Source organism: Enterobacter cloacae complex sp. 418I7 (genome assembly GCF_050030705.1).
In the GTDB taxonomy this organism is placed as follows: Bacteria; Pseudomonadota; Gammaproteobacteria; order Enterobacterales; family Enterobacteriaceae; genus Enterobacter; species Enterobacter intestinihominis.
The window spans coordinates 1,863,998-1,888,248 of sequence record NZ_JBLGUU010000001.1; the positions used below are offsets into that span (position 1 = coordinate 1,863,998).

Below are 24,251 nucleotides of genomic sequence, written 5' to 3' on the forward strand. Positions count from 1 at the left end.
ACAATATGGAAAACTTTCTGGCGCTGACGCTGGCTGAAGAGACACCGGAGCGGCACGAGGGGGAAGGCCCCTCGTTCCACTGGCGATGGCTGGGGCCGGGCGTGCTTGAACTGACGCCGACGGGGCAATATAACCTGTCGCTGCTGCTTTCTACCGGCATTCACGGGAATGAAACCGCGCCCGTGGAGATTGTCGATCTGTTGCTGCGCGCGCTGTATCGCGCAGAGATCACGCTGCACTGCCGTCTGCTGGTGGTACTGGGAAATCCGCCTGCGCTGGCGCAAAACAAACGGTATCTCGTGAGCGACATCAACCGAATATTTGGTGGCCGCTGGGCGCAATTTCCACAGAGTGATGAAACGACACGTGCGCAATGGCTGGAGAAGGTGGTCACGGCGTTTTTTGCCGGGGCGGGGGAGACGCGCTGGCACCTCGATCTGCATACCGCCATCCGCGCCTCGTACCACGTACGTTTTGGCGTGTTACCGCAGCGCCATCAGCCGTGGGATGAGGCGTTTCTGACCTGGCTTGGCGACGCGGGACTGGAAGCGCTGGTTTTCCACCAGACGCCGGGCGGCACGTTTACCCACTTCACCTGCGAGAATTTCGGCGCGCTGTCCTGCACGCTGGAGCTGGGAAAAGCGCTGCCGTTCGGGCAAAACGACCTGACGCGTTTTGCCCCTACGCATCAGGCGCTTCGGGCGTTGCTCGCAGGGGTTGCGCCGGAACCCACCCGGGAACCCGTCGTGCGCTATCGGGTCGTACAGCAGATCACGCGTCAAAGTGAAGCTTTCCAGCTTCATATGGCGCCCCATACGCTGAACTTCACGCCGTTTCGCCAGGGCGTCCTGCTGGCGGAAGATGGTGAGACGCGCTATGCGGTACAGAACCCCACGGAATATGTTTTATTTCCTAACCCGTCAGTCGCGTTTGGTTTACGAGCCGGGTTGATGCTGGAAAAAATGCCCTGATTGTCTCCCCTCGCGCAGACCGGAGGGGAAACGAAGAATTAATTTCTTAACGTTAAAAGCGCTCTGGAAGTGTTTGCGGAATATTCCTGGAGAATTGCTTTATTATTAAACGGCACTTCGCTATACTCCTCCATAATCTCTTTAAAATCATCCTGTTGAATATTTTTGTTTCATCTCTCCACGCTTTTTCCTTAATTTCTCCATAATTGGCGAAAACGTGTTTTTTATACTTTCATTGTTTTACCGTTGCTCTGACTAATTGACGATAAACCCCGTAAAGTTAATCTCGTCAACACGGCATAGCGCCGAAGAATAACTGAAAGTAAGGAAAGACATTATGCGTAAATTAACTGCACTGTTTGTTGCCTCTACCCTGGCTCTGGGCGCTACCAGCATGGCGTTCGCCGCCGATACCGCGACCACTACCGCCGCGCCGGCAGAAGGCAAAATGATGATGCATCATAAAGGCAAGCCGGGTATGCATCATGAGATGATGATGTTTAAAGATCTGAACCTGACCGATGCGCAGAAGCAGCAGATCCGCGACATCAGGAAAAGTCAGCGTGACCAGATGAAACGTCCTCCGCTGGAAGAGCGCCGCGCGATGCATGACATCATTGCCAGCGACAGCTTCGACAAAGCAAAAGCAGAAGCGCAGATCGACAAAATGGCCGAGCAGCATAAAGCGCGCATGCTGGCCCACATGGAAACCCAGAACAAGATTTACAACATTCTGACGCCGGAACAGAAAAAGCAATTTAATGCCAATTTTGAGAAGCGTCTGACAGAACGTGCAGCGCCGGAAGGTAAAATGCCTGCACCAGCCGAATAATCGGTTCACTCTCTTAAGACCGCCGGGCTCCTGTCTACACAAGCGAAAACGCTGTGGACAGGACCGGCGGTTTTTCTTTTGCCCCATGCCTAAGGTCTGGCCATACCGTTGCCGATAATACGTCTGTGAAAATGCCCTGGCGCACGGTGCGTCCTTCAGGAGTGGTCATGGAATTCTTTGATATCCGTAAAATACCCGTCAGTCTCTGGCGTAACGGCGCGGGCGAGACGCGTGAGATTTGCTGTTTCCCTCCCGCGACGCGGGATTTTTCCTGGCGGGCCAGCATCGCCTCCATCGCCAGTAACGGCGAATTCTCCGCGTTTCCGGGCGTTGACCGGGTGATTACGCTGCTGGAAGGCGGCGAGGTGACGCTGGATGCGGGGAGGGCGTTTTGCCATACCCTGAAACACCATCAGCCTTACGGCTTTGCGGGCGATTTGACGGTGAAAGCCGTGCTCACGGAGGGGCAGATGTCGATGGATTTCAATGTCATGACCCGACGGGAGCACTGCCAGGCAAAGGTGCGCGTTGCTACCCGAACGTTCACTACCTTCGCATCACGCGGTGGCGTGGCGTTCGTATTAAGCGGCGCCTGGCAACTGGGCGATAAATTACTGACCGCCGATCAGGGCGCCAGCTGGCAAGAGGGCAGCCATACCCTCCGTCTACTGGAAACGAAGGGGTCGCTGCTGTTCAGTGAAATTACCTGGCTGCCGGGTCATTGAGCATGACTATCTCATATTTACCGGTTAACAGCGGCTTACAGAGAATTTTGTAGCCATCCTGATCGAACCCGGCAGGTGTGCGCAGCAGGGCGGCAGCGTCATCCAGACTTTCAACCGCGCCAAGCCAGAGCCAGTTGCGGATGACGTGATAGTGCGTCATCGCATCGCGGGTCTCTTTCAACGCCACCGCGCCTTCCCACGGCCAGCAGTTGACGCTGATTGAGGCCAGGCCAGCCATAAATCGGGCATGATGTTCTTCAACGCTCTCTTTTCCACAGCACGCCCCGGCGCAGCGTTTCAGCGCGGAGCGGAAACAGGCGCGACCGCGGGTAGTCGCTTCCAGTCCTAACAGGCCGTAACAAAGCTGTAATTCATCAGCAAGGGATTGCAGAGTTTGCAGTGCGGCACGTTTGTTGGCAAACAGACCGTAAAGATTCGGTTCATGCGAAAAATCCACTTCCCGGGCATAAACGACCTGCGGTTTTCCCGCGTTAACCTGCAAGGAACACAGCTGGCGGTTGCGGCGCAGGCGTTTGTTAAACAGCGGCTGCTGTTCCTTGATGAGCCGGGCTTCGAGCAGAAGCGCGCCCAGTTCACCTGCCGTCTCGATCCAGGTGATCCGCCGGGACTGTCTGAGCATCGACGCTTCGTCCGGCGTACGCAGGTGCGACATCACCCGACTGCGGATATTTACGCTTTTGCCGATATAGAGCGGCATGGTGTCGCTGTCGCCGTGGAAGAAATAGACGCCAGGCTGTTTAGGCAGCGCCTCAAGCCAGGGGCGAAGATGCTCGGGATATTCGTAGATAGCCGCCGCTTCAAACTCAAGACGCGGGGCGGATTGACGCCTGCTCACATACTGCTCCATATACTGTTCAGGCATACAGTGTAGCAGGTGTTTGGTGGTTAAAAAAGAGCCGGGTGGCGGCTACGCCTTACCCGGCCTGCAAAACTGAGTTACCGTTTTGCTTTTACTTTTTCCAGAAATCATCAAACACCGTAATGGGTGGACGGCGTTTGTGCTCGGTTTTCAGATACCAGCCTTCAATAATTTTTGCGGTACCTTCGTCGAGCGTTTTGCCTTCCAGATAATCATCGATGTTGTCATAGGTCACACCCAGCGCGGCTTCATCCGGCAGGGAAGGGCGATCGTCTTCCAGGTCTGCCGTTGGCGCCTTCTTATACAGGTGCTCCGGGCAGCCCAACGCCGCCAGCAGTTGCTTACCCTGACGCTTGTTCAGGCGGAAGAGGGGGTTGATGTCCGTGCCGCCATCGCCGTATTTGGTGAAGAAACCGGTGATGGCTTCCGCGGCGTGGTCGGTGCCGACGACGACCCCTTTGGTCATCCCTGCGATACTGTACTGCGCTTTCATGCGCTCACGGGCTTTCTCGTTGCCACGAACAAAATCGCTCAGTTCAATACCGGCTTCACGCAAGGCCTGCTCGCTTGCCAGCACCGAACCTTTAATATTCACGGTTAGAACTCGGTCCGGCTGAATAAAGGCGATCGCATCCTGACAGTCCTGCTCGTCGGCCTGCACGCCATACGGCAGACGTACGGCAATAAATTGCAGTGCGGTGTCACCGGTCTCGTCACGAAGCTCGGTGATGGCCATCTGGCTTAGTTTACCGGCCAGAGTGGAGTCCTGACCGCCGCTGATACCCAGTACCAGCGTCTTCAGGAAAGGGTGTGCGGACAGGTAAGCTTTCAAAAAATCAACGCTACGACGGATCTCTTCATTGGCATTAATCGCAGGTTTCGCGCCCAGCGCCTGAATAATTTCTTGTTGCAGAGCCATTACGCCCTCCCTATGCAGAACCAAACAGAAAGTGTGATCTGTTAAAACTAACCCTTTGTCGGGGAAACGACAAGGATCACAGTTTTGAGTGTACTGTTTTACAGCGATTTAGCAGCTTATCGTTGTTTTATTAGAATTTTCCGAAATTCGTCTGGCGTAACTCGCAAAGTTGAACAATAGTAATTTTTATCCCATGCTTAGTTAACACGCTGATAAACAAGAGGACGGAATATGAACAAGAACGTAGCAGGAATTTTAAGCGCAGCGGCGGTACTGACTATGCTGGCTGGGTGTACAGCTTACGATCGCACCACAGATCAGTTCACACAGCCAGTGGTAAAAGACGTCAAAAAAGGCATGACGCGTTCCCAGGTTGCAGCCATTGCCGGTAAACCTTCTTCAGAAGTCACTATGATCCACGCGCGTGGCACCTGCCAGACCTATATTCTGGGTCAACGTAATGGTAAGGCAGAAACCTACTTTGTCGCCCTGGATGATACCGGTCACGTGATCAATTCGGGCTACCAGACCTGCGCTGAATACGACACCGATCCACAGGCACCTAAGGCGCAGTAACCGCGCTTGCCTGAAAGTGTTAACAAACCGGCCTGATGGCCGGTTTTTTTATGCATACGTAAATCTTATTTCTTAGCGCGAAATATTTGCCTGAAATGTGAAGGTAGTCAACAAGCCAGGTCAATGAGAGACAATTTGAGTCTATCCAGAATTATCCCCTCCCTGTACCATTGCGTATACTCACTTCAACGACAAACAATGTTCAGCACACTGCCCGTCAGCCAGGATAGCGAGTCGAGTGATAGCGCGACGGCGGTCAGACCAATAAGAGGGAAATTATCATGGAAAAGAAACATATCTACTTGTTCTGCTCTGCGGGCATGTCCACTTCGCTGCTGGTTTCAAAAATGCGCGCGCAGGCCGAAAAATATGAAGTCCCTGTGGTGATTGAGGCGTTTCCGGAAACGCTGGCGGGCGAAAAGGGCCAGACAGCAGATGTAATTTTACTCGGGCCACAAATCGCTTATATGCTGCCAGAAATTCAACGTTTGCTCCCTAATAAGCCGGTCGAAGTGATCGATTCCGTTTTATACGGCAAGATTGATGGTTTAGGTGTATTAAAAGCTGCTGTTGCGGCGATTAAAAAAGCTGCTAATTAATTTTTTATTTTTCCCGTCAAAGAGTTATTTCACACACAATACGCCGTAACGGTCGTTGCGGCATTTAAGGGTATTTTCCTATGAGTAAAGTCATCGCTTCACTTGAAAAGGTACTCCTTCCTTTTGCTGTTAAAATAGGAAAGCAGCCTCACGTTAATGCCATTAAGAACGGCTTTATTAAATTAATGCCGTTGACATTAGCCGGGGCAATGTTCGTTTTAATTAACAACGTTTTTCTCAGCTTTGGAGAAGGTTCCTTTTTTTATTCATTAGGAATTAGGTTAGATGCTTCCACTATTGAAACCCTTAATGGTTTAAAAGCCATTGGCGGCAACGTATACAACGGTACGTTGGGTATTATGTCGCTAATGGCGCCTTTCTTTATCGGAATGGCGCTGGCGGAAGAGCGTAAGGTGGATCCGCTGGCGGCGGGCTTACTGTCCATTGCCGCGTTTATGACCGTCACGCCGTACAGCGTGGGCGACGCTTACGCCGTGGGCGCCAACTGGCTGGGTGGGGCAAACATCATTTCCGGTATTATTATCGGACTGGTGGTGGCCGAAATGTTCACCTTTATTATTCGCCGCAACTGGGTTATCCGCTTGCCGGATAGCGTTCCGGCCTCCGTTTCTCGTTCATTTTCCGCGTTGATACCGGGCTTCATTATTCTCTCCATCATGGGGATTATTGCCTGGGCGCTCTCTCACTGGGGGACTAACTTCCACCAGATCATTATGGACTCTATCTCAACGCCGCTGGCGTCGATGGGTAGCGTGGTCGGTTGGGCGTATGTCATCTTTACCTCCCTGCTGTGGTTCTTCGGCGTGCATGGTTCACTGGCACTGGCGGCGCTGGACAGCGGTATTATGACCCCGTGGGCACTGGAAAACGTCGCGCTTTACCAGTAGTACGGCTCCGTCGATGCGGCGCTGGCGGCCGGTAAAACCTTCCATGTGTGGGCGAAGCCGATGCTTGACTCCTATATCTTCCTGGGCGGTACCGGGGCGACGCTGGGTCTGATCATCGCGGTCTTTATTGTCTCTCGCCGCGCCGACCATCGTCAGGTTGCGAAGCTGGCCCTGCCGTCAGGCATCTTCCAGATTAACGAGCCGATCCTGTTTGGTCTGCCAATTATCATGAACCCGGTGATGTTCATTCCATTCATCCTGGTTCAGCCGCTGCTGGCCGCGATTACGCTGACGGCGTATTACCTGGGCATTATCCCGCCGGTGACCAACATTGCGCCGTGGACGATGCCAGCTGGTCTGGGCGCGTTCTTCAACACCAACGGTAGCGTGGCCGCCTTCCTGCTGGCGATATTCAACCTCGGGATTGCAACCCTGCTCTACATGCCGTTCGTGGCGATTGCGAACAAGGCTGCAACGGTTATCGATGAAGAAGAGAGCGAAGAGGATATCGCCCTCGCACTGAAATTCTAAAATTGCACGGCGCGGGGCAACCCGCGCCAGCGTAAAGGAGCTTAAAGATGTTAGATTTAGAGAGTATCGTTGCCGAAGAAACCGCAGTGAACGATCTGGAAGAGGTGGTGATGGGGCTCATCATCAATTCCGGGCAGGCGCGAAGCCTGGCGTATGCGGCGCTTAAGCAGGCTAAGCAGGGCGATTTTGTTGCCGCGAAAACCATGATGGAGCAGTCCCGTACGGCGTTAAACGAAGCGCATCTGGTGCAGACGAAACTCATCGAAAGCGACCAGGGCGAAGGGAAGATGAAAGTGAGTCTGGTGCTGGTACATGCGCAGGATCACCTGATGACATCCATGCTGGCGCGCGAGATGGTAGCGGAGCTCATCGAGCTTCACGAGAAGATGCAGTAAGTCTGAACAGGCACCAGGAGGTCAGCACGATGGAAATCAAAACCGCACATGAGCAGCAGCTGTTTAATGGCAAGAATTTTCACGTGGTGATTTACAACAAAACGGAGAGCGCCAGCGGTCTGCACCAGCATGACTACTACGAGTTCACGATTGTTCTGACCGGCCGCTACTATCAGGAGATCAACGGTAAGCGCGTCCTGCTTGAGCGTGGCGATTTCGTCTTCCTGCCGATGGGGTCCTATCACCAGAGCTTTTATGAGTTTGGTGCGACGCGCATTCTTAACGTAGGGGTGAGCAGGCGTTTCTTCGAGAAGCACTATCTGCCGCTGGTTCCGTTCTGCTTTGTGGCGTCACAGGTCTATCGCGTTAAAAATGAGTTTATGACCTGGATTGAAACGGTTATCGCCTCGCTGAATTTCCGCGACAATGAATTTGATGAATTTATTGAAACCGTGACGTTCTACGTCATGAACCGTCTTCGCCATCACCGTGAAGAACAGCAGGTGGTGGATGATATTCCTCAGTGGCTGCGCAGTACCGTGGAGCTGATGCACGACAAAGGACAGTTCAGCGATAACGCCCTGGAAAACATGGTGGCGCTGTCGGGTAAATCGCAGGAATATTTAACGCGCGCCACGCAGCGCTATTACCGTAAAACGCCTGTTCAAATTATTAATGAAATCCGCATCAATTTTGCCAAAAAACAGCTGGAAATTACTAACTACTCTGTCACCGATATCGCTTACGAATCGGGTTACAGCAGCCCCAGCCTGTTTATTAAAACCTTTAAGAAAATGACTTCATTCACACCGAACAGTTACCGCAAAAATTTAACGGTAATTAATTAACTTTCGGCGGTTATCCGCCAGGAATATTGACGTAATGGCTTGCCCAAATAGCGGGAAGAGTACGCTATACCTTGCAGGCGATTACCCTGATAAGCTAAGGGAGAGTTTATGCAAAAGAAATTAAAAGTGGTAACCATTGGTGGCGGCAGCAGCTATACCCCGGAATTACTTGAAGGTTTCCTGAAACGTTATCATGAATTACCGGTCAGCGAATTATGGCTGGTGGATGTTGAAGAAGGTCAGGAGAAGCTAAATATTATTTTTGAACTGTGCAAACGCATGGTTGAAAAAGCAGGCGTGCCTTTAACCGTGCATAAAACGCTGGATCGCCGCCAGGCGCTGAAAGATGCTGACTTCGTGACCACCCAGCTGCGCGTCGGCCAGCTGAAGGCGCGTGAGCTGGACGAGCGTATTCCGCTGAGCCACGGTTATCTGGGCCAGGAAACCAACGGGGCAGGTGGCCTGTTTAAAGGTCTGCGTACGATTCCGGTCATTTTTGACATCATTAAAGACGTGGAGGAGATCTGCCCGAACGCGTGGGTGATTAACTTTACCAACCCGGCCGGGATGGTCACCGAGGCAGTCTATCGTCACACCGGTTTCAAACGCTTTATCGGCGTCTGCAATATTCCGATCGGCATGAAGATGTTCATCCGCGATGTGCTGGCGCTAACCGATAACGATGAATTGTCCATTGACCTGTTCGGCCTGAACCACATGGTCTTTATCAAAGATGTGATTGTGAACGGGCAATCGCGCTTTGCGGAACTGCTTGATGGCGTTGCCTCTGGTCGCCTGACCGCGGCCTCGGTGAAAAACATCTTCGATCTGCCGTTCAGCGAAGGGCTGATCCGCTCCCTGAATCTGCTGCCGTGCTCGTATCTGCTTTACTACTTCAAGCAGAAAGAGATGCTGGCGATTGAAATGGGCGAATACTACAAAGGTGGCGCACGCGCTCAGGTTGTGCAGAAAGTAGAGAAGCAGCTTTTTGATTTGTATAAAGATCCGAACCTGAACATCAAACCGAAAGAGCTTGAGCAGCGTGGTGGAGCATACTATTCAGATGCCGCGTGTGAAGTGATCAACGCCATTTACAATGACAAGCAGGCCGAGCACTATGTGAACGTTCCGCATCATGGGCACATCGACAATATCCCGGCAGACTGGGCCGTGGAGATGACCTGCATCCTTGGGCGCGAGGGTGCAAAACCGCATCCCCGCATTACCCACTTCGACGATAAGGTGATGGGCCTGATTCATACCATCAAAGGCTTTGAAGTGGCGGCGAGCAATGCGGCCCTGAGCGGCGAGCTGAATGACGTGCTGCTGGCGCTGAACCTGAGCCCGCTGGTGCATTCTGACCGTGACGCTGAAAAACTCGCGAGTGAGATGATCCTGGCGCATGAGAAATGGCTGCCAAACTTTGCTGCAACGGTTGAGAAACTGAAACTCACACACCGTTAAGAGGAGGCGCGATGGAAAACCTGCTGATCGTCAATGCCGATGATTTCGGCCTGTCAAAAGGGCAGAACTACGGCATTATCGAAGCCTGTCGCCGGGGCGTCGTGACCTCTACAACAGCGCTCATCAACGGTGAGGCGGTGGAACATGCGGCGCAGTTAAGCCGTGAGCTGCCCGAACTGGGCGTGGGCATGCACTTTGTGCTGACGCTTGGGTTGCCCCTTTCACCGATGCCGGGGCTGACGCGCGACGGGCAACTGGGTAAATGGATTTGGGAAATGGCGGAGCAGGACGCTTTGCCGCTTGATGAGATTGCCCGCGAGCTGGACTGCCAGTTTAACCGCTTTGTGGATGTGTTTGGCCGCGAGCCCACCCATATCGACAGTCATCATCATGTGCATATGATCCCGGCGATTTTCCCGCTTGTGGCAGAATTTGCCAAACGTAAAGGCGTGGCGATGCGCGTGGATCGGGAGGTGCGCGGGCTGCCGGACGTTGCGGTGACGTCAACGGAGGGGTTCAGCAGCGCATTTTATGGCGACGATATCGACGAAGCGCTGTTCCTGAAGGTGCTGGATGCCTCCGCCGCAAAAGGGGAGCGCTCGCTTGAGGTAATGGCGCATCCGGCGTTTGTCGATAACATCGTACGTAAGAGCGCCTACTGCTGGCCGCGTCTGGCGGAACTGGACGTGCTAACGTCGGCGTCGTTGAAGTATGCGATTGCCGAGCGTGGGTATCGTCTGGGGACGTTCAGGGATTTGTGAGCAAAATAAAGCCCGGGGACGGCTTCGCCTTACCGGGCCTACAACATCAGTCGAAATATAGGCCGGGTAAGCGTATCGCCACCCGGCTTTTTTTACGCCGGTATCTGGTCAATCTTGCTGCTGCGCGACCACACGCGGTGCGCGGCGAGCAGGTCAAACAGCCGGGTCATAAACGCATCGTCAATGTTATCACCTTCGACAATGCCTTCTTCCCCTTGAGCCGGTACCTTCAGCAGCGATTTAAACTTCCGCGCATCGCCTGCGAGGGCGATTGGCTTCAGGTGCTTATAGGCTTCCAGCAGATAATAGGCGGCATCACCGTTACCGAGCAAACTCTCAACGTCGCCGCACGGCATAATCACCGCATCAACCGTCAGGGACGGTGCCCCGGCAAAGGTCGCGGCAATCGGCAGGACGGAGCCATCATCGGCCGTCACTTCACCCATGCGTGAGTAAAGCAGTTTGGCATGTACGCCCTGAGTCTTGAGCGCCCTCATGATCCCCAGCACGTCGCTGGCGCGCGGTTTATCGTTCAGCAGGATAGCCACTACGCGGCCTTTGATCGACCCGCCAGGTACCGCGTACAGGCTCAGGGACGGATCCTTCTTCAGCCCGTTCACGTCTTTAGGCGGTGCAGCATGGCATTGCTCGTCAGTCAGCGTAATGCCGAGATTATTCGCTACGCCCTGAGCAAGCTGGATATCAATATGCGCCAGATGGTCGACCACGCGCTCGCGAATGTAGGTACGCACCACTTTGCTCAGCTCGAAGCTGAAGCCGCCGATAATGTGCTGCTGTTCGATCGGGGTCTGGCTGTTCCAGAACAGGCGAGGCTGAGCGTAATATTCGCCGAATGACGGGCTGCGCTCGCGAATTTTTGTTCCGTCCACGCGCTCCTGATACGACTCGAATCCGCCACGTTTAGGCCCCGGCGGGGTTTCACGCGGCCAGTTATCGTTAATGGAGTTCGGCTCGTAGTTCGCCGGGTTGGTATCGATATCCTGGCGATGCATCCCGTCACGCTGGAAGTTATGGTACGGACAGGTCGGACGGTTGATTGGGAGCTCATGGAAGTTAGGTCCACCAAGACGGCTGATCTGCGTATCGGTGTAAGAGAACAGACGACCCTGCAGCAGCGGATCGTTGGTGAAGTCCAGCCCCGGCACAATATGGCCCGGGTGGAACGCTGCCTGCTCATTTTCCGCGAAGAAGTTATCCGGGTTGCGGTTAAGCACCATTTTACCCACCAGCTGAACCGGCACCAACTCTTCAGGAATAAGCTTGGTCGGGTCGAGCAGGTCGAAGTCGAATTTGAACTCGTCTTCTTCCGGGATCAGCTGTAACCCCAGCTCGTATTCCGGGAAATCACCGGCTTCAATGGATTCCCACAGTTCGCGACGGTGGAAGTCCGGATCGCGTCCGGTCAGCTTCTGCGCTTCATCCCACACCAGCGACGCTTTCCCCGCGACCGGTTTCCAGTGGAAACGCACAAACGTCGCTTTACCTTCAGCGTTAATCAGACGGAAGGTATGAATACCAAAGCCTTCCATGGTGCGATAGCTGCGCGGGATCCCCCGGTCAGACATCGCCCACATCACGTTGTGAAGGGTTTCCGGTTGCAGGGAGACGTAGTCCCAGAATGTGTCATGCGCACTTTGTCCCTGCGGTATGGCCCAGTGTGGTTCTGGTTTTACCGCATGGACAAAGTCAGGGAACTTATGCGCGTCCTGTATGAAGAAAACCGGGGTGTTATTCCCGACGAGGTCGAAAATGCCCTCTTCGGTATAGAATTTGGTGGCGAAGCCGCGGATATCACGCACCGTGTCGGCCGAACCCGCGCCGCCCTGTACGGTAGAGAAACGCACAAACACCGGTGTGATTTTGTTCGGATCGGAAAGGAAATCTGCTTTGGTGATCTCCTTCAGGCTCTTGTACGGCTGGAAATAGCCGTGCGCCGCGGAGCCGCGAGCGTGGACGATACGCTCAGGGATACGCTCATGGTCGAAATGGGTGATTTTTTCGCGCAGGATGAAATCTTCCAGCAGCGTCGGGCCGCGCGTTCCGGCGCGCAGGGAGTTCTGATCATCGGCAATGCGAACGCCCTGGTTCGTGGTCAGCGCATGGCCTTCACCGCCCTTGCGGTGAGGATCGAGCGATTTCAGCTTTTCGTTTTCCGTTTCCGGGGCTTTCATGCTGCCCGGGGCGGTAGGCTGTTCACCCGGTGCGGAAGGACCCGGTGATGGTTTGTGTGAGCCGTCGGCTGGGGCAAGTGAGTCCATTCCCGGTTGAGATTCTTCAGTCCCATGAATGGGTGACTGATGTGGTTTATCATTGTTCGACATTGCACGCTTCTCCTTTGTTCATTCCTAAAAACCCTATTAAGGATAGAACAATGTTAAGAATTAGCAGGCGAACTAAGCGTTTTCAGATATTGATTAGCGAAAGGAGCCATCTGCGATACGTCAGGCGCGACGGGCGGGGGGAGAATCGGCTATGATAGAAATTTCCTGCTTTAAGAATTTGCTTTAGTGAACCCGTCGCTTATGAAACCTCTTCGTCAACAAAACCGCCAGGTTATTAGCTATGTACCCCGCGTTGAGCCCGCGCCGCCAGACCATGCCCTGAAGGTGGATGGTTTTCGCGATGTCTGGATGCTGCGGGGTAAATACGTTGCCTTCGTGCTGATTGGCGAGCATTTCCGTCGTTCCCCTGCGTTTACGGTGCCGGAATCGGCGCAGCGATGGGCAATGCAGACCCGCCAGGATGAAGAGGTTGAAGAATAACAGCCATAAAAAAACCGCCCGATGGCGGTTTTTTTATTTCAGCAGTGATTAACGATGTGCCAGTTCGGCATCATCTTCACTGTCGAGAATCGTTTTGTCGGTCTGCTTCAGCCACTGGCTGGTCAGGGTACCGGCGGTCATTGAACCACTCACGTTCAACGCGGTACGACCCATATCGATCAGTGGTTCAACAGAGATCAGCAGGGCAACCAGCGTTACCGGCAGCCCCAGCGCAGGCAGAACGATCAGCGCAGCGAAGGTCGCGCCGCCGCCCACGCCCGCAACACCGGCGGAGCTAATGGTCACGATACCGACCAGCGTCGCAATCCAGACCGGATCCAGCGGGTTAATACCCACGGTTGGGGCAACCATCACGGCCAGCATCGCCGGGTAGAGACCCGCACAGCCGTTCTGCCCGATGGTGGCGCCAAAGGAGGCCGAGAAGCTGGCGATAGACTCGGGTACGCCCAGACGACGTGTCTGTGCTTCCACGTTCAGCGGAATCGATGCCGCGCTGGAACGGCTGGTGAAGGCGAAGGTCAGCACCGGCCAGACTTTGCGGAAATATTTCAGCGGGCCAACGCCGTTCACCGCCAGCAGGATGCCGTGCACAACAAACATGATGCCCAGACCGAGGTACGAGGCAATCACAAAGCTGCCAAGCTTGATGATGTCTTGCAGGTTAGAACCTGCCACGACTTTGGTCATCAGCGCCAGGACACCGTACGGCGTCAGCTGCATGACCAGACGCACCAGCTTCATTACCCAGCTTTGCAGGGTATCGATGGCAGTCAGAACCCGCTCGCCTTTCGGCGCATCGTCCTTCAGCAGCTTCAGCGCAGCCACGCCCAGGAACGCAGCGAAGATCACTACGCTGATAATGGAGGTTGGGCTTGCACCGGTAAGGTCAGCAAACGGGTTTTTCGGAATGAAGGAGAGCACCATCTGCGGAACGGTCAGATCGGCCACTTTACCCACGTAGTTGGTCTCAATCGCCGTCAGACGCGCGGTTTCAGCGCTACCCTGCACCAGACCTTCAGCAGTCAGGCCAAACAGATTGGTAACCAGCACACCCACCAGCGCCGCAATCAGCGTGGTGAAGAGCAGGGTGCCAATGGTCAGGAAACTGATTTTACCCAGTTGAGAAGCATTATGCAGCCGGGCTACGGCGCTCAGAATTGAGGCGAATACCAGCGGCATAACGATCATTTGCAGCAGCTGTACATAGCCGTTACCGACAATGTTGAACCACTGAATGGAATCTTTCAGTACCGGGCTGTCGGAGCCGTAAATAGCGTGTAAGGCCAGGCCAAACACCACGCCCATGACCAGACCAACCAGTACCTTTTTCGCCAGGCTCCACTGTTTGTGGCGAGCCTGGGCGAGAAGCAATAGCAATACGACGAACACAACAATGTTCGCGATGAGTGGAAAATTCATCCCCGTTCTCCTGATTTATTATACGGTCGGTTTTTACCGAACCTGTTGGCGCAAGGTTATCAGAAGTGTGATGTGGCGCTTATATCCATATGGAATGGTTTATGACAAAAGTGATTATATTGTCGGTTTAATGTTCAATCTGGTGATTAATAAAACGATTGAACTGAAATTGCAGCGAGTTGATCATCTGCGATGACCAGCGCACTGCACCATTTTCGGGCAATGTCTGCGGCATCCAGACGGCATAGGCAAACAGCGCCATGCACAGAACGCGCTCCAGCTGGTTGCCTTTTTGCGGCACGAGGATTGGCAGGCGGAAACGCCAGCGGCAGGGCCAGAGCAGCGGAACGCCCGCTGGCGTCAGCATATCGGCGAGGATATGGCTTAAGTAGCCGAGCACCATGCCCTGAATGGCATCCGCCGGGACTATCCAACTCTCGGGAACCTTCAAATAGAAGAGTGTAAGCAGGCCAAATACGGCCAGTAGGCTGTGGGTAAACCCGCGATGACCAAAGGCTCTGGCGATGGGTTTTGAAATCCACTTCAGCCGCTGACCAAGGAATGATTTTGGATGGTCGATGTCCGGCAGCAGGCAGGTCAGCACGGCAGAAGGGACAATATGCCACCAGTCCCCCTGGGCCAGCACAGGGGTCAGTTCAGCGTTTTTAGCAAACACTGCACAGGCAAGTGAAAAAAGCAGGTGGCCTTCCGCCGTCATGATAAAACCCGGTAAACTGTCAATCCATACAGTATAGGGTTTTTATACAGTGTGTGAAAGAGGTGACGGTGTAACTCTTTGTCACAAACCGGCGGTTAGCGCGCCAGCCAGCCACCGTCTACGGCAAGGGTATGGCCGTTAACGTAATCCGACGCCGCCGAGGCCAGAAACACCACCGGACCCTGTAAATCCTCCGGAAGTCCCCAGCGGCCCGCCGGAATACGGTCGAGGATCGCCTGGCTGCGCTGCTCATTATCGCGAAGTTGTTGGGTGTTATTTGTCGCCATATAACCTGGCGCGATAGCGTTCACGTTAATACCTAGCGGCGCCCATTCGTTTGCCAGCAGGCGGGTGAGCCCGAGGACGCCGCTTTTCGAAGCCGTATAGGACGGCACCCGAATGCCGCCCTGGAAGGAGAGCATGGAGGCAATGTTAATGATCTTGCCGCCCTGACCCTGCACGATAAACTGTTTCGCTACTGCCTGAGAGAGGAAAAAGACCGATTTCAGATTGAGATCGATGACCTCGTCCCAGTCCTTCTCGCTAAATTCCAGCGCATCGCACCGACGAATGGTGCCGGCATTGTTAACCAGAATATCGATGCGGCCCATCTCTGTGACGGCGGTATCCACGACGCTCTGAATACTCTCATGCTTGCCGAGATCGGCGCGAATTGCGATAAAGCGCCGTCCCAGCGCCGTGACGCGCGCTGCCGTTTCGTCAGGAACCTTGCGGTTTACCCCCACGATATCGCATCCTGCCTGGGCGAGGGCAATGGCCATGCCTTGCCCCAGACCGGTATCGCACCCGGTCACCATCGCCACTTTTCCTGCCAGAGTAAAAGCATCCAGTATCATACGCGCCTCAGAAGTCAGGTTATTGTCATTCTGCACGTAAGGATAGGAGTCTGGAATGAGAAAAGCAAATAAAGTAAAACGTTGTTTTGATTTTGTGATACAGGCAGCCGAAGCTGCCTGAAAGAGCGTTACTCTCCGCGCAGATGGCGGGCAGTCAATTCTTCAAGAGACGTCAGCCTGACATCTGCGAGGGCAAAGCGGGGATCGTGTCGGCCTTCTTCAGCCGGCACAACGATGGAGCGCATACGTGCGGCTTTGGACGCCACCATGCCGTTAACCGAATCTTCCAGCGCCACACAGGTAAGCGGATCCAGCCCCAGTTTCGCGGCGCAGTCCATATACACCTGCGGATGTGGCTTGCTGTAAGGAAGCTTTTCGGCCGAGGCCAGCGCGTCGAAGCTGTCGCGCAGCCCGAACATCGTCAGCACTTTTTCCAGCATATGCAGAGGTGAGGCAGAGGCAAGCCCCACTTTCAGCCCTTGCGCCTTGCACAGGGCGATAGCGTCGCGTACGCCCGGTAACAGAGGCTTATTCTCTTCAACAAGGGAGATAGCGCGGTTGATAATGCGCGCCGTAACTTCGTCGCAATCCGGGCCAACCCATGGCTGGTGGGCATACCAAAGGTCAACCACCATATCGATGCGCAGCCCCAGGGTATCGGGAAGCTCATTACGACGACTGATATCGACGCCGAGGCTGGCCATCACGTCCAGTTCAGCCCGATCCCACAGGGGTTCGGAATCAATCAACAATCCATCCATGTCAAAAATAGCGGCAAGTATCTGGCGCGGTGTCGACATTACAACATCTCCTTATCTTGGGGTAAGACGAACGGTGCTAAGCACAAGCAATTTAGCATATTGCATCCAAAGATCGGGCGAAAATGACCGACAGCAGGTAGACTTAGGCACAAATAACGCGTCTTTATGAAGAGGAACTAATGACGTATCAACAAGCTGGACGCATCGCAGTCTTAAAACGTATTGCTGGTTGGGTTATTTTCATTCCCGCCCTGATTTCAACGCTGATCTCCGTACTTAAATTTATGTACGATCACAGCGAAAAACAGCCGGGCATTAATGCCGTCATGCTTGATTTTGCCCACGTCATGATTGAGATGATGCGGTTTAACACCCCATTCCTGAACGTCTTCTGGTTCAACTCGCCCACCCCGGATTTTCACCACCAGCTGAATGTCGGGTTCTGGATAATCTATGCGTTGATCTTTATCGCGATGGCGTTGCAGGCCTCCGGCGCGCGCATGAGTCGCCAGACCCGCTTTTTACGCGAAGGGGTGGAAGATCAGCTGATACTTGAGAAGGCGAAAGGCCCTGACGGGATGAGCGGCGAGCAGATCGAATCGCGCATTGTCGTTCCGCGTCATACCATTTTTGTGCAGTTTTTCCCGCTCTATATCCTGCCGGTTATTATCATTGTGGCCGGGTATTTCTTCTTTACGCTGCTCGGCTTCCTGTAATGTAAAAGGGGGCGTATTGCCGCCCCCTCCCGCTATGCCGCCAGGATACGGTCCAGCGCCCGCTGGGCATTCAAAAGATGACTCCCGCCAAACAAAATCGCCCGGTTTAGCAAGGTGTACAGCTGATAAACCGGCTGACGTTCAAGGAAACCCGCAGGTAACGGCGAGACAGACTGATAGCCATCATAAATTTGCGGCGGCTGTTCAGGGTGCAACGGCAGCATCGCGAGGTCACATTCTCTGTCGCCCCAGTAGCAGGCCGGGTCAAATATATAGGGACCATCAGGCCCAAGCGCGCAGTTGTTCGACCATAAATCACCGTGCAGAAGGGAAGCCTGAGGCTGATGCGAAGCCAGACGCTGCTGAATGTGTTCAACAATCGCGTCGATGTTGCCGAACGCTAGTCCCTTTTCAGCGGCCAGCTCCAGCTGCCAGCCTATGCGCTGCTCGGCAAAAAAAGTCGACCAGCGGCGTTGCCACGCGTTTGGCTGTGGGGTGGTTGAGAGGTCGTTATCGAAATCGAGCCCAAACTGAGGTTGATCGCTCCACTGGTGCAAACGGGCGATCTGTTGGCCGAGAATAAAGGCGTTGTGCGCATCCAGAGGGCGCGCCGGAAGATAGTTCATCACCAGAAAGCTGTAGTCACGATCGCTGCCAACGGCTAAAACCTGTGGAACGTTGACTGTTTTACTGCGCGATAACAACTCAAGCTGATCGGCTTCGGCCGTAAAAATGGGGAGCAATTCGCGCTCATCACATTTTACGAAGAGATCGCGCCCGGCGTAACGTAAATGCCATGCGGCATGGATCTCTCCGCCTGGCAGTTCGTTACGCAGTTCAATTTCACCTTCACCCAGTTGCTCACTTAAAAGATGACTGATAGCCTGCCACATGATGTCTCTCCCATGTTGTCTGCCAGATCATAAAGTTAGCGCAAAACGGCCATAAAAAAACAGGAACTAACGCACAACTGAGCGGTTTAATTTTGTACAGGGCACTTATTGCTCTTTTTTATGCCAGTTTTCCCAGCTATCCACATCAATTTCCGTGGCTTTGTCAGTCACGCTTTCCACCAGGCTACTGGCCAGCGCCTTCACCTCCTCCTGACTCAGCGGGCTTATCAGGCCAAAGGCCAGCGAGCCGAGATCGTGAATATTGCCCTCATCGTCCGTCAGCGTGAGCAGAAAATTCGCCCGCGTGAAAGCGTTGTTGAGTTCATTCAGTTCGGTCAGCGATGCTTCATGAATATTGACGGTTACGACGTAGCGGGTGATATCACCACTGCTCATAATTCACCTCGTTGTTATCCTGAAAGTTTTCTTAGCATAGTCGATAAGCCATATTTGGCGACTTCCCCCTCCACGGGAAGGGGAAGCACGTTCAGCTTTTCGCCAGGTAATCGACAATTTTCTGGGTATCCGCAAGCGAACACAGACGGGTTCCCTGATTGATGGTGGCAGCGCTCCCTGCCGCGACGCCATAGCGTGCCATCTCCAGAAGCGAAGCGCCCTGCGCCAGCTTCAGCACCATCGCGCCAACCATACTGTCACCGGCACCCACGGTACTCTGACTTTTCATCGGCGGTGGAACAACCTGCACGCAGCCCGTCTTGTCGACGGCCAGCGCACCCTGAGGACCGAGAGAGACTACAACGCGATGCGCTTTGCCCGTGCGTACCAGCTCTTCTGCGGCAGTACGCACGTCATCAGGCTGGTTGAGCTCGCGATTGACAAGCGCACTGAGCTCTTTCTGGTTAGGTTTGACAAGTTCAAGTTGTCCGGGCTCTAACGCCGCCTTCAGGGCATCGCCTGAGCTATCGACAATGCAGCGGATGCCGCGCTGGAGCACCGCCTGAACCAGTGCCGTCAGCTTTTCTGTTTTGACGCCCGGCGGCAGGCTACCGCTGATCACCAGCAATGAGCCGCTTTCAATGGTCAGCACTTTCTCTTCCAGTTGACGAAACTCATCATCGCTCAACTTCGCCCCTGGCATCACAAAACGATATTGCTCGCCGCTGGATTCAACATGAACATGCAGGTTTTGCCGGGTCCAGTCTCTGGCGTCAACGGTATCTACGGCAACCTGTTCATCTGCCAGCAACGCAACCAGATGCTCACCCGTGGCGCCGCCAGCGGGGAAGATGGCGGTTGCTTTTCCGCCGAGATGGGTAATTGCGCGCGCCACGTTAATGCCGCCGCCGCCCGGCTCAAACACCGGCGCGCTACAGCGCAGCTTACCTTCCGGATAGATTTGCGGCGTCATGGTCGCAGAGTCGAGGGAAGGGGAGAGCGTCAGCGTGTAAATCGAAGCCATCATGACCTCCTTTTATCATGGGTTATTTTAAGCCTGGCACCGTTTGGCAGGAAGGCAACGTAAATAACAGTATGATTTTAAAAATGAATGCTGACAAAAAACCTTGGCCGGGTATATACATTAAATCGCGTTTTGGGATCGTTCTTATTCAAAAAATGAAAGAAGAAATTATTGCTATGTTATTTGCGGCTTTTTATAATTTGTTACCTTTCTATGGTCGCCTTGTCATTGATCCGCAAGAAAGTTTCCGAGACCGTGACGGTCTCTTTTTATGTTGTACGGACTCCTAAAATAAATGAAGCTTTTGAAGACAGTACCCGCAGCACTGATGCTGGCGGGTGGCGTATTTGCGTCACTGAATGCAACCGCCGATGATACCGTTTTTACTGTCATGGACGATCCCTCCACTGCCAAAAAACCCTTTGAAGGTAACGTGAATGCCGGGTATCTGGCGCAATCCGGTAACACGAAAAGCTCCTCCATGACCGCAGACAGCACCCTGACCTGGTACGGCAACACCACGGCCTGGTCGCTGTGGGGCAATGCCAGCAACACGTCTGCTAACGATGAACGCTCCTCTGAGAAATACGCGGTAGGTGGGCGTAGCCGTTACAACATGACAGATTATGACTACCTGTTCGGGCAGGCGAGTTGGCTTACTGACCGCTACAACGGCTATCGCCAGCGCGATGTCATGACTGCGGGTTATGGTCGTCAGTTCCTGAATGGACCGGTGCACAGCCTCCGTTTTGAATTCGGTCCGGGTGTCCGTTACGACGAGTACACCAACGGCGAAGATGAAACCCAGCCGCTGGGTTATGCATCGGGCACCTACGCATGGCAAATGACTGACAACGCTAAATTCACCCAGGGTGTGTCGGTGTTTGGTGCTGAAGATACAACGCTGAACTCTGAAAGTGCGTTGAACGTGGCTATCAACGAACACTTTGGACTCAAGGTGGCGTACAACGTAACCTGGAACTCTTCACCGCCTGATTCCGCGCCGGAACATACCGATCGCCGAACCACGATTTCTTTAGGTTATAAAATGTAATTTCTTCGGGCCGGGACTATTCTCGGCCTGTTTTTTATTTTTTGAAACTGTGCTTATTTATACTAAACGGCGTTTTGAAATAATAGGCATGCTTTCGTCTTCATAATTTCTCCATAATTAGGCGACCAGGCCTTTTTCAGTTTATTTGACACGATTTGATAAATAATTTGACTAGGCAAAAGTGTGATCTAGATCTACACTTACGGCACAGGCAAAAAACTCGCCTCAGGCATTTCTGCATTAATTAAGTATGAGAACAGAATTATGAAAAAAATCAAAACCGCTACAGCAGCGATGGTGCTTTCCGCACTTTCATTTGGCGTATTTGCTGCTGATAATATGACGCAACCTGCCAGTGACGTTAACAGCCCAGTCGGGATCGCTAAAGCCTCTGATGTTGAAGCAGGCTCCAACATTGCCCCTGGCTCCCAGTCTACCGGCCAGTCAATGAATGATGCATTTGATGTACACAAGCTGGTGGCGGGTGAGTGGTCCTGATATTTCAACTGCCACATGTGATGGAATATATACGCTGTCACAGCCTGGCGAAAACCGGATTATGACGTACCGGTTTTGGACCATAAATTATCGTAAAGATAGTTAAGATTTATTCAGTAAATTCACGGCACGTTTTCGCTGACATAATATTAGCCCCAGATCATCGCGGCCCAACGCAGCAGCAACATCGCGCCGCAAATAGCGATTAACACCACGACCATTTTCCAGTGCTTAACGGCAAATCTTTTTGTTGGCATAACCCAATCCTTGTCAGTTGATACCCTTAGTCTACCAAAGTCTGCGCCAGAAAGCGCTTTACCCGGGACAACAGGTTATGCCAGAACAGCGGTTCGGCTTAAAACCAGTGGAATCTGTCGGCCAGTATCAATACCAGACCAGCAGCGGAAAGTAGATTCAATATCACAACGGTTCTGCTCGATACATTCATGTGATACCCCTTCGATGTTTAAGGACCAGATCAAGAATAGCTCAGCACTTTCGGATTGCGAGCCCCCGTCAACAAAAGTTCATGAACGCAGACATAAGGATGAGCGGTTCAAATCGGTCGCGGGAAGGTGCATTCGCCCTGTTAATAGTGTTACCATTACGCTGCTTGCCGTAAATCCGCATTTATCTGAATCGGCAGGTGCATGATGACGAACCAATTTGACGATTGTTGGTCAGATGGTTTCGTAATCTACTGTTTAATCACGATTATTTTCTTTGTATATGCTCTTATGTGTGGGGCATCACTGCAAATAAGGATATAAAATGCCTGTAATTACTCTTCCTGATGGCAGCCAACGCCATTTCGACCACGCTGTAAGCCCAATGGATGTTGCCCTGGATATCGGTCCTGGACTCGCAAAAGCAACCATTGCAGGCCGCGTAAACGGTGAGCTGGTAGACGCGTCCGATCTGATTGAAAGCGATGCAACGCTTGCGATCATCACCGCGAAAGACGAAGAAGGTCTGGAGATCATTCGTCACTCCTGTGCGCACCTGTTAGGTCATGCTATTAAGCAGCTGTGGCCCAACACCAAAATGGCGATCGGCCCGGTTATCGACAACGGCTTCTACTACGACGTTGACCTTGACCACACCCTGACACAGGAAGATATCGACGCGCTCGAAAAACGTATGCATGAGCTCGCCGAAACGAACTATGACGTCATCAAGAAGAAAGTCAGCTGGCATGAAGCGCGTGAAACCTTCGTGAAGCGCGGCGAGAGCTATAAAGTCTCGATTCTTGATGAAAACATCGCTCATGATGACAAGCCTGGCTTGTACCATCACGAAGAATATGTCGACATGTGCCGTGGACCGCACGTGCCGAATATGCGCTTCTGTCATCACTTCAAACTGATGAAAATCGCAGGCGCCTACTGGCGTGGCGACAGCAACAATAAAATGTTGCAGCGTATCTATGGTACCGCGTGGGCCGATAAGAAAGCCCTGAACGCGTACCTGCAACGCCTGGAAGAGGCGGCTAAGCGTGACCACCGTAAAATCGGTAAGCAGCTTGACCTGTATCATATGCAGGAAGAAGCGCCGGGGATGGTGTTCTGGCATAACGACGGCTGGACAATCTTCCGTGAACTGGAAACGTTCGTGCGCTCCAAGCTGAAAGAGTACCAGTATCAGGAAGTGAAAGGCCCGTTCATGATGGACCGTGTGCTGTGGGAAAAAACCGGCCACTGGGACAACTACAAAGATGCGATGTTCACCACTTCGTCTGAGAACCGTGAATACTGCATCAAGCCAATGAACTGTCCGGGCCACGTTCAGATCTTCAACCAGGGTCTGAAATCCTACCGCGATCTGCCGCTGCGTATGGCGGAGTTCGGTAGCTGCCACCGTAACGAGCCATCAGGTGCGCTGCACGGGCTGATGCGTGTTCGTGGCTTTACTCAGGATGATGCGCATATCTTCTGTACTGAAGATCAGGTACGTGATGAAGTTAACGCCTGTATTCGTATGGTCTACGATATGTACAGCACCTTTGGCTTCGAGAAGATCGTGGTCAAACTCTCAACGCGTCCGGAAAAACGTATCGGTAGCGATGAGACATGGGATCGCGCAGAGGCGGATCTCGCCGTGGCGCTGGAAGAGAACGGTATTCCGTTCGAATACCAGCTGGGCGAGGGCGCATTCTACGGTCCAAAAATTGAATTTACCCTGTATGACTGCCTCGATCGCGCATGGCAGTGCGGAACGGTACAGCTGGACTTCTCCCTGCCGCAGCGTTTAAGCGCCTCTTATGTTGGCGAAGACAACGAGCGTCAGGTGCCGGTTATGATTCACCGTGCGATTCTCGGTTCACTGGAGCGCTTCATCGGCATCCTGACTGAAGAGTTCGCGGGCTTCTTCCCAACCTGGCTTGCGCCAGTGCAGGTAGTTGTGATGAACATTACCGATTCTCAGGCGGATTACGTTAAAGAATTGACGCAGAAACTACAAAATGCGGGCATTCGCGTAAAAGCAGACTTGAGAAATGAGAAGATTGGCTTTAAAATCCGCGAGCACACTTTACGTCGTGTCCCGTATATGTTGGTCTGTGGTGATAAAGAGGTGGAAGCAGGCAAAGTTGCCGTTCGCACCCGCCGTGGTAAAGACCTGGGGAGCCTGGACGTAAGTGAAGTGATTGAGAAGCTGCAACAAGAGATTCGCAGCCGCAGTCTTCAACAACTGGAGGAATAAGG

At 53.3% G+C, this 24,251-nt stretch carries 27 protein-coding genes and 1 pseudogene; 16 read left to right on the top strand and 12 right to left on the bottom strand.

Features of this window, described 5'->3' with window-relative positions; translation table 11 throughout:
• The first annotated feature begins 5 nt into the window (after nucleotides 1-5).
• The 3 genes from astE to ves all read left to right on the top strand — a co-directional run bounded on the left by astE (nucleotide 6) and on the right by ves (nucleotide 2,528).
• Nucleotides 6-971, top strand: coding sequence for a succinylglutamate desuccinylase (gene astE, locus ACQG0S_RS09005; RefSeq protein ID WP_048966327.1), 966 nt, complete (start codon nucleotides 6-8; stop codon nucleotides 969-971).
• A 337-nt stretch (nucleotides 972-1,308) separates the two neighbouring features.
• Entirely contained in the window at nucleotides 1,309-1,803 is a 495-nt protein-coding gene (gene spy, locus ACQG0S_RS09010; RefSeq protein WP_022647814.1) for an ATP-independent periplasmic protein-refolding chaperone Spy, read from the top strand.
• Between the two features lie 167 nt (nucleotides 1,804-1,970).
• Complete coding sequence (gene ves, locus ACQG0S_RS09015) at nucleotides 1,971-2,528, top strand: environmental stress-induced protein Ves (RefSeq protein ID WP_022647815.1); 558 nt, start codon at nucleotides 1,971-1,973, stop codon at nucleotides 2,526-2,528.
• On the opposite strand, the gene cho is transcribed toward ves, so the two are convergent.
• Both cho and nadE read right to left on the bottom strand, forming a co-directional pair.
• Nucleotides 2,506-3,384 (bottom strand): excinuclease Cho, encoded by an 879-nt coding sequence (cho, locus tag ACQG0S_RS09020; protein ID WP_032624399.1) that lies wholly within the window; start codon nucleotides 3,382-3,384, stop codon nucleotides 2,506-2,508. The two genes, ves and cho, sit on opposite strands and share 23 nt — an antisense overlap.
• 115 nt (nucleotides 3,385-3,499) lie before the next feature.
• The gene (gene nadE / locus ACQG0S_RS09025) at nucleotides 3,500-4,327 is read right to left on the bottom strand and encodes an ammonia-dependent NAD(+) synthetase (RefSeq protein WP_022647817.1); all 828 of its coding nucleotides are present in this window, start codon (nucleotides 4,325-4,327) and stop codon (nucleotides 3,500-3,502) included.
• 231 nt (nucleotides 4,328-4,558) lie between these two features.
• On the opposite strand from nadE, the gene osmE reads away from it, so the two are divergent.
• The 7 genes and pseudogenes from osmE to chbG all read left to right on the top strand — a co-directional run bounded on the left by osmE (nucleotide 4,559) and on the right by chbG (nucleotide 10,409).
• Complete coding sequence (gene osmE, locus ACQG0S_RS09030; RefSeq protein WP_022647818.1) at nucleotides 4,559-4,903, top strand: osmotically-inducible lipoprotein OsmE; 345 nt, start codon at nucleotides 4,559-4,561, stop codon at nucleotides 4,901-4,903.
• A gap of 275 nt (nucleotides 4,904-5,178) precedes the next feature.
• Nucleotides 5,179-5,502 carry a PTS N,N'-diacetylchitobiose transporter subunit IIB gene (gene chbB / locus ACQG0S_RS09035; RefSeq protein ID WP_225303350.1) on the top strand — a complete coding sequence of 108 codons (324 nt, stop codon included), beginning with the start codon at nucleotides 5,179-5,181 and terminating at the stop codon, nucleotides 5,500-5,502.
• An 80-nt stretch (nucleotides 5,503-5,582) separates the two neighbouring features.
• Nucleotides 5,583-6,941 (top strand): annotated as a pseudogene (gene chbC / locus ACQG0S_RS09040) (PTS N,N'-diacetylchitobiose transporter subunit IIC).
• Nucleotides 6,942-6,988: 47 nt separating this feature from the next.
• The gene (chbA, locus tag ACQG0S_RS09045; protein WP_022647820.1) at nucleotides 6,989-7,336 is read left to right on the top strand and encodes a PTS N,N'-diacetylchitobiose transporter subunit IIA; all 348 of its coding nucleotides are present in this window, start codon (nucleotides 6,989-6,991) and stop codon (nucleotides 7,334-7,336) included.
• Between the two features lie 2 nt (nucleotides 7,337-7,338).
• Nucleotides 7,339-8,184: a transcriptional regulator ChbR gene (gene chbR, locus ACQG0S_RS09050; RefSeq protein ID WP_255248587.1), complete on the top strand. Its 846-nt coding sequence runs from the start codon at nucleotides 7,339-7,341 to the stop codon at nucleotides 8,182-8,184.
• A gap of 108 nt (nucleotides 8,185-8,292) precedes the next feature.
• Entirely contained in the window at nucleotides 8,293-9,648 is a 1,356-nt protein-coding gene (locus tag ACQG0S_RS09055; RefSeq protein WP_063137546.1) for a 6-phospho-beta-glucosidase, read from the top strand.
• A gap of 11 nt (nucleotides 9,649-9,659) precedes the next feature.
• Nucleotides 9,660-10,409: a chitin disaccharide deacetylase gene (gene chbG, locus ACQG0S_RS09060; protein ID WP_038415892.1), complete on the top strand. Its 750-nt coding sequence runs from the start codon at nucleotides 9,660-9,662 to the stop codon at nucleotides 10,407-10,409.
• A 92-nt stretch (nucleotides 10,410-10,501) separates the two neighbouring features.
• On the opposite strand, the gene katE is transcribed toward chbG, so the two are convergent.
• Nucleotides 10,502-12,751, bottom strand: coding sequence for a catalase HPII (katE, locus tag ACQG0S_RS09065; protein ID WP_038415893.1), 2,250 nt, complete (start codon nucleotides 12,749-12,751; stop codon nucleotides 10,502-10,504).
• Between the two features lie 201 nt (nucleotides 12,752-12,952).
• Between katE and cedA the strand changes: the two genes are divergently transcribed.
• Nucleotides 12,953-13,192 carry a cell division activator CedA gene (cedA, locus tag ACQG0S_RS09070; protein ID WP_022647825.1) on the top strand — a complete coding sequence of 80 codons (240 nt, stop codon included), beginning with the start codon at nucleotides 12,953-12,955 and terminating at the stop codon, nucleotides 13,190-13,192.
• 48 nt (nucleotides 13,193-13,240) lie between these two features.
• Here cedA and tcyP read toward each other — a convergent pair whose 3' ends face one another.
• From tcyP to hxpB, 4 genes are all read right to left on the bottom strand, one after another.
• Nucleotides 13,241-14,632 (bottom strand): cystine/sulfocysteine:cation symporter, encoded by a 1,392-nt coding sequence (gene tcyP, locus ACQG0S_RS09075; RefSeq protein ID WP_022647826.1) that lies wholly within the window; start codon nucleotides 14,630-14,632, stop codon nucleotides 13,241-13,243.
• Between the two features lie 127 nt (nucleotides 14,633-14,759).
• Nucleotides 14,760-15,350: a metal-dependent hydrolase gene (locus ACQG0S_RS09080; RefSeq protein WP_015570742.1), complete on the bottom strand. Its 591-nt coding sequence runs from the start codon at nucleotides 15,348-15,350 to the stop codon at nucleotides 14,760-14,762.
• A 95-nt stretch (nucleotides 15,351-15,445) separates the two neighbouring features.
• Nucleotides 15,446-16,207: a 2-dehydro-3-deoxy-D-gluconate 5-dehydrogenase KduD gene (gene kduD / locus ACQG0S_RS09085; protein ID WP_048966329.1), complete on the bottom strand. Its 762-nt coding sequence runs from the start codon at nucleotides 16,205-16,207 to the stop codon at nucleotides 15,446-15,448.
• A gap of 128 nt (nucleotides 16,208-16,335) precedes the next feature.
• Nucleotides 16,336-17,007, bottom strand: coding sequence for a hexitol phosphatase HxpB (gene hxpB / locus ACQG0S_RS09090; protein WP_048966330.1), 672 nt, complete (start codon nucleotides 17,005-17,007; stop codon nucleotides 16,336-16,338).
• Between the two features lie 140 nt (nucleotides 17,008-17,147).
• On the opposite strand from hxpB, the gene ACQG0S_RS09095 reads away from it, so the two are divergent.
• On the top strand, nucleotides 17,148-17,684 hold the full coding sequence (locus ACQG0S_RS09095; protein ID WP_048966331.1) for a YniB family protein: 537 nt from the start codon (nucleotides 17,148-17,150) through the stop codon (nucleotides 17,682-17,684).
• Nucleotides 17,685-17,716: 32 nt separating this feature from the next.
• Here the strand turns inward: ACQG0S_RS09095 and ACQG0S_RS09100 are convergent, their stop codons facing one another.
• The 3 genes from ACQG0S_RS09100 to pfkB form a co-directional block, all read right to left on the bottom strand.
• Nucleotides 17,717-18,577 carry a fructosamine kinase family protein gene (locus ACQG0S_RS09100; RefSeq protein ID WP_048966333.1) on the bottom strand — a complete coding sequence of 287 codons (861 nt, stop codon included), beginning with the start codon at nucleotides 18,575-18,577 and terminating at the stop codon, nucleotides 17,717-17,719.
• Between the two features lie 105 nt (nucleotides 18,578-18,682).
• Complete coding sequence (gene ghoS, locus ACQG0S_RS09105) at nucleotides 18,683-18,973, bottom strand: type V toxin-antitoxin system endoribonuclease antitoxin GhoS (protein WP_003857822.1); 291 nt, start codon at nucleotides 18,971-18,973, stop codon at nucleotides 18,683-18,685.
• Nucleotides 18,974-19,064: 91 nt separating this feature from the next.
• Entirely contained in the window at nucleotides 19,065-19,997 is a 933-nt protein-coding gene (pfkB, locus tag ACQG0S_RS09110) for a 6-phosphofructokinase II (protein WP_048966334.1), read from the bottom strand.
• A gap of 17 nt (nucleotides 19,998-20,014) precedes the next feature.
• Here pfkB and ACQG0S_RS09115 point away from each other — a divergent pair, with 17 nt between their 5' ends.
• From ACQG0S_RS09115 to ACQG0S_RS09125, 3 genes are all read left to right on the top strand, one after another.
• Nucleotides 20,015-20,287: a hypothetical protein gene (locus ACQG0S_RS09115; RefSeq protein WP_022647832.1), complete on the top strand. Its 273-nt coding sequence runs from the start codon at nucleotides 20,015-20,017 to the stop codon at nucleotides 20,285-20,287.
• Between the two features lie 5 nt (nucleotides 20,288-20,292).
• Nucleotides 20,293-21,051, top strand: a complete 759-nt coding sequence (locus ACQG0S_RS09120; RefSeq protein WP_022647833.1) for a DUF481 domain-containing protein — start codon at nucleotides 20,293-20,295, stop codon at nucleotides 21,049-21,051.
• A gap of 264 nt (nucleotides 21,052-21,315) precedes the next feature.
• Entirely contained in the window at nucleotides 21,316-21,549 is a 234-nt protein-coding gene (locus tag ACQG0S_RS09125) for a hypothetical protein (RefSeq protein ID WP_032622263.1), read from the top strand.
• A 149-nt stretch (nucleotides 21,550-21,698) separates the two neighbouring features.
• On the opposite strand, the gene yniD is transcribed toward ACQG0S_RS09125, so the two are convergent.
• Nucleotides 21,699-21,806 carry a small membrane protein YniD gene (gene yniD, locus ACQG0S_RS09130; RefSeq protein WP_003857815.1) on the bottom strand — a complete coding sequence of 36 codons (108 nt, stop codon included), beginning with the start codon at nucleotides 21,804-21,806 and terminating at the stop codon, nucleotides 21,699-21,701.
• 98 nt (nucleotides 21,807-21,904) lie between these two features.
• Nucleotides 21,905-21,997 carry a stress response membrane protein YncL gene (gene yncL / locus ACQG0S_RS09135; RefSeq protein ID WP_071785204.1) on the bottom strand — a complete coding sequence of 31 codons (93 nt, stop codon included), beginning with the start codon at nucleotides 21,995-21,997 and terminating at the stop codon, nucleotides 21,905-21,907.
• A 323-nt stretch (nucleotides 21,998-22,320) separates the two neighbouring features.
• Between yncL and thrS the strand changes: the two genes are divergently transcribed.
• Complete coding sequence (gene thrS / locus ACQG0S_RS09140) at nucleotides 22,321-24,249, top strand: threonine--tRNA ligase (RefSeq protein ID WP_006809077.1); 1,929 nt, start codon at nucleotides 22,321-22,323, stop codon at nucleotides 24,247-24,249.
• Nucleotides 24,250-24,251: the final 2 nt, after the last annotated feature.

Coding starts and splice junctions, on each gene's coding strand:
- astE (WP_048966327.1), top strand. CDS start 6: ATGGAAAACTTTCTGGCGCTGACGCTGGCTGAAGAGACACCGGAGCGG.
- spy (WP_022647814.1), top strand. CDS start 1,309: ATGCGTAAATTAACTGCACTGTTTGTTGCCTCTACCCTGGCTCTGGGC.
- ves (WP_022647815.1), top strand. CDS start 1,971: ATGGAATTCTTTGATATCCGTAAAATACCCGTCAGTCTCTGGCGTAAC.
- nadE (WP_022647817.1), bottom strand. CDS start 4,327: ATGGCTCTGCAACAAGAAATTATTCAGGCGCTGGGCGCGAAACCTGCG.
- osmE (WP_022647818.1), top strand. CDS start 4,559: ATGAACAAGAACGTAGCAGGAATTTTAAGCGCAGCGGCGGTACTGACT.
- chbA (WP_022647820.1), top strand. CDS start 6,989: ATGTTAGATTTAGAGAGTATCGTTGCCGAAGAAACCGCAGTGAACGAT.
- ACQG0S_RS09055 (WP_063137546.1), top strand. CDS start 8,293: ATGCAAAAGAAATTAAAAGTGGTAACCATTGGTGGCGGCAGCAGCTAT.
- chbG (WP_038415892.1), top strand. CDS start 9,660: ATGGAAAACCTGCTGATCGTCAATGCCGATGATTTCGGCCTGTCAAAA.
- katE (WP_038415893.1), bottom strand. CDS start 12,751: ATGTCGAACAATGATAAACCACATCAGTCACCCATTCATGGGACTGAA.
- cedA (WP_022647825.1), top strand. CDS start 12,953: ATGAAACCTCTTCGTCAACAAAACCGCCAGGTTATTAGCTATGTACCC.
- tcyP (WP_022647826.1), bottom strand. CDS start 14,632: ATGAATTTTCCACTCATCGCGAACATTGTTGTGTTCGTCGTATTGCTA.
- ACQG0S_RS09080 (WP_015570742.1), bottom strand. CDS start 15,350: ATGACGGCGGAAGGCCACCTGCTTTTTTCACTTGCCTGTGCAGTGTTT.
- kduD (WP_048966329.1), bottom strand. CDS start 16,207: ATGATACTGGATGCTTTTACTCTGGCAGGAAAAGTGGCGATGGTGACC.
- hxpB (WP_048966330.1), bottom strand. CDS start 17,007: ATGTCGACACCGCGCCAGATACTTGCCGCTATTTTTGACATGGATGGA.
- ACQG0S_RS09095 (WP_048966331.1), top strand. CDS start 17,148: ATGACGTATCAACAAGCTGGACGCATCGCAGTCTTAAAACGTATTGCT.
- ACQG0S_RS09100 (WP_048966333.1), bottom strand. CDS start 18,577: ATGTGGCAGGCTATCAGTCATCTTTTAAGTGAGCAACTGGGTGAAGGT.
- ghoS (WP_003857822.1), bottom strand. CDS start 18,973: ATGAGCAGTGGTGATATCACCCGCTACGTCGTAACCGTCAATATTCAT.
- pfkB (WP_048966334.1), bottom strand. CDS start 19,997: ATGGCTTCGATTTACACGCTGACGCTCTCCCCTTCCCTCGACTCTGCG.
- ACQG0S_RS09115 (WP_022647832.1), top strand. CDS start 20,015: ATGGGTTATTTTAAGCCTGGCACCGTTTGGCAGGAAGGCAACGTAAAT.
- ACQG0S_RS09120 (WP_022647833.1), top strand. CDS start 20,293: ATGAAGCTTTTGAAGACAGTACCCGCAGCACTGATGCTGGCGGGTGGC.
- ACQG0S_RS09125 (WP_032622263.1), top strand. CDS start 21,316: ATGAAAAAAATCAAAACCGCTACAGCAGCGATGGTGCTTTCCGCACTT.
- yniD (WP_003857815.1), bottom strand. CDS start 21,806: ATGCCAACAAAAAGATTTGCCGTTAAGCACTGGAAAATGGTCGTGGTG.
- yncL (WP_071785204.1), bottom strand. CDS start 21,997: ATGAATGTATCGAGCAGAACCGTTGTGATATTGAATCTACTTTCCGCT.
- thrS (WP_006809077.1), top strand. CDS start 22,321: ATGCCTGTAATTACTCTTCCTGATGGCAGCCAACGCCATTTCGACCAC.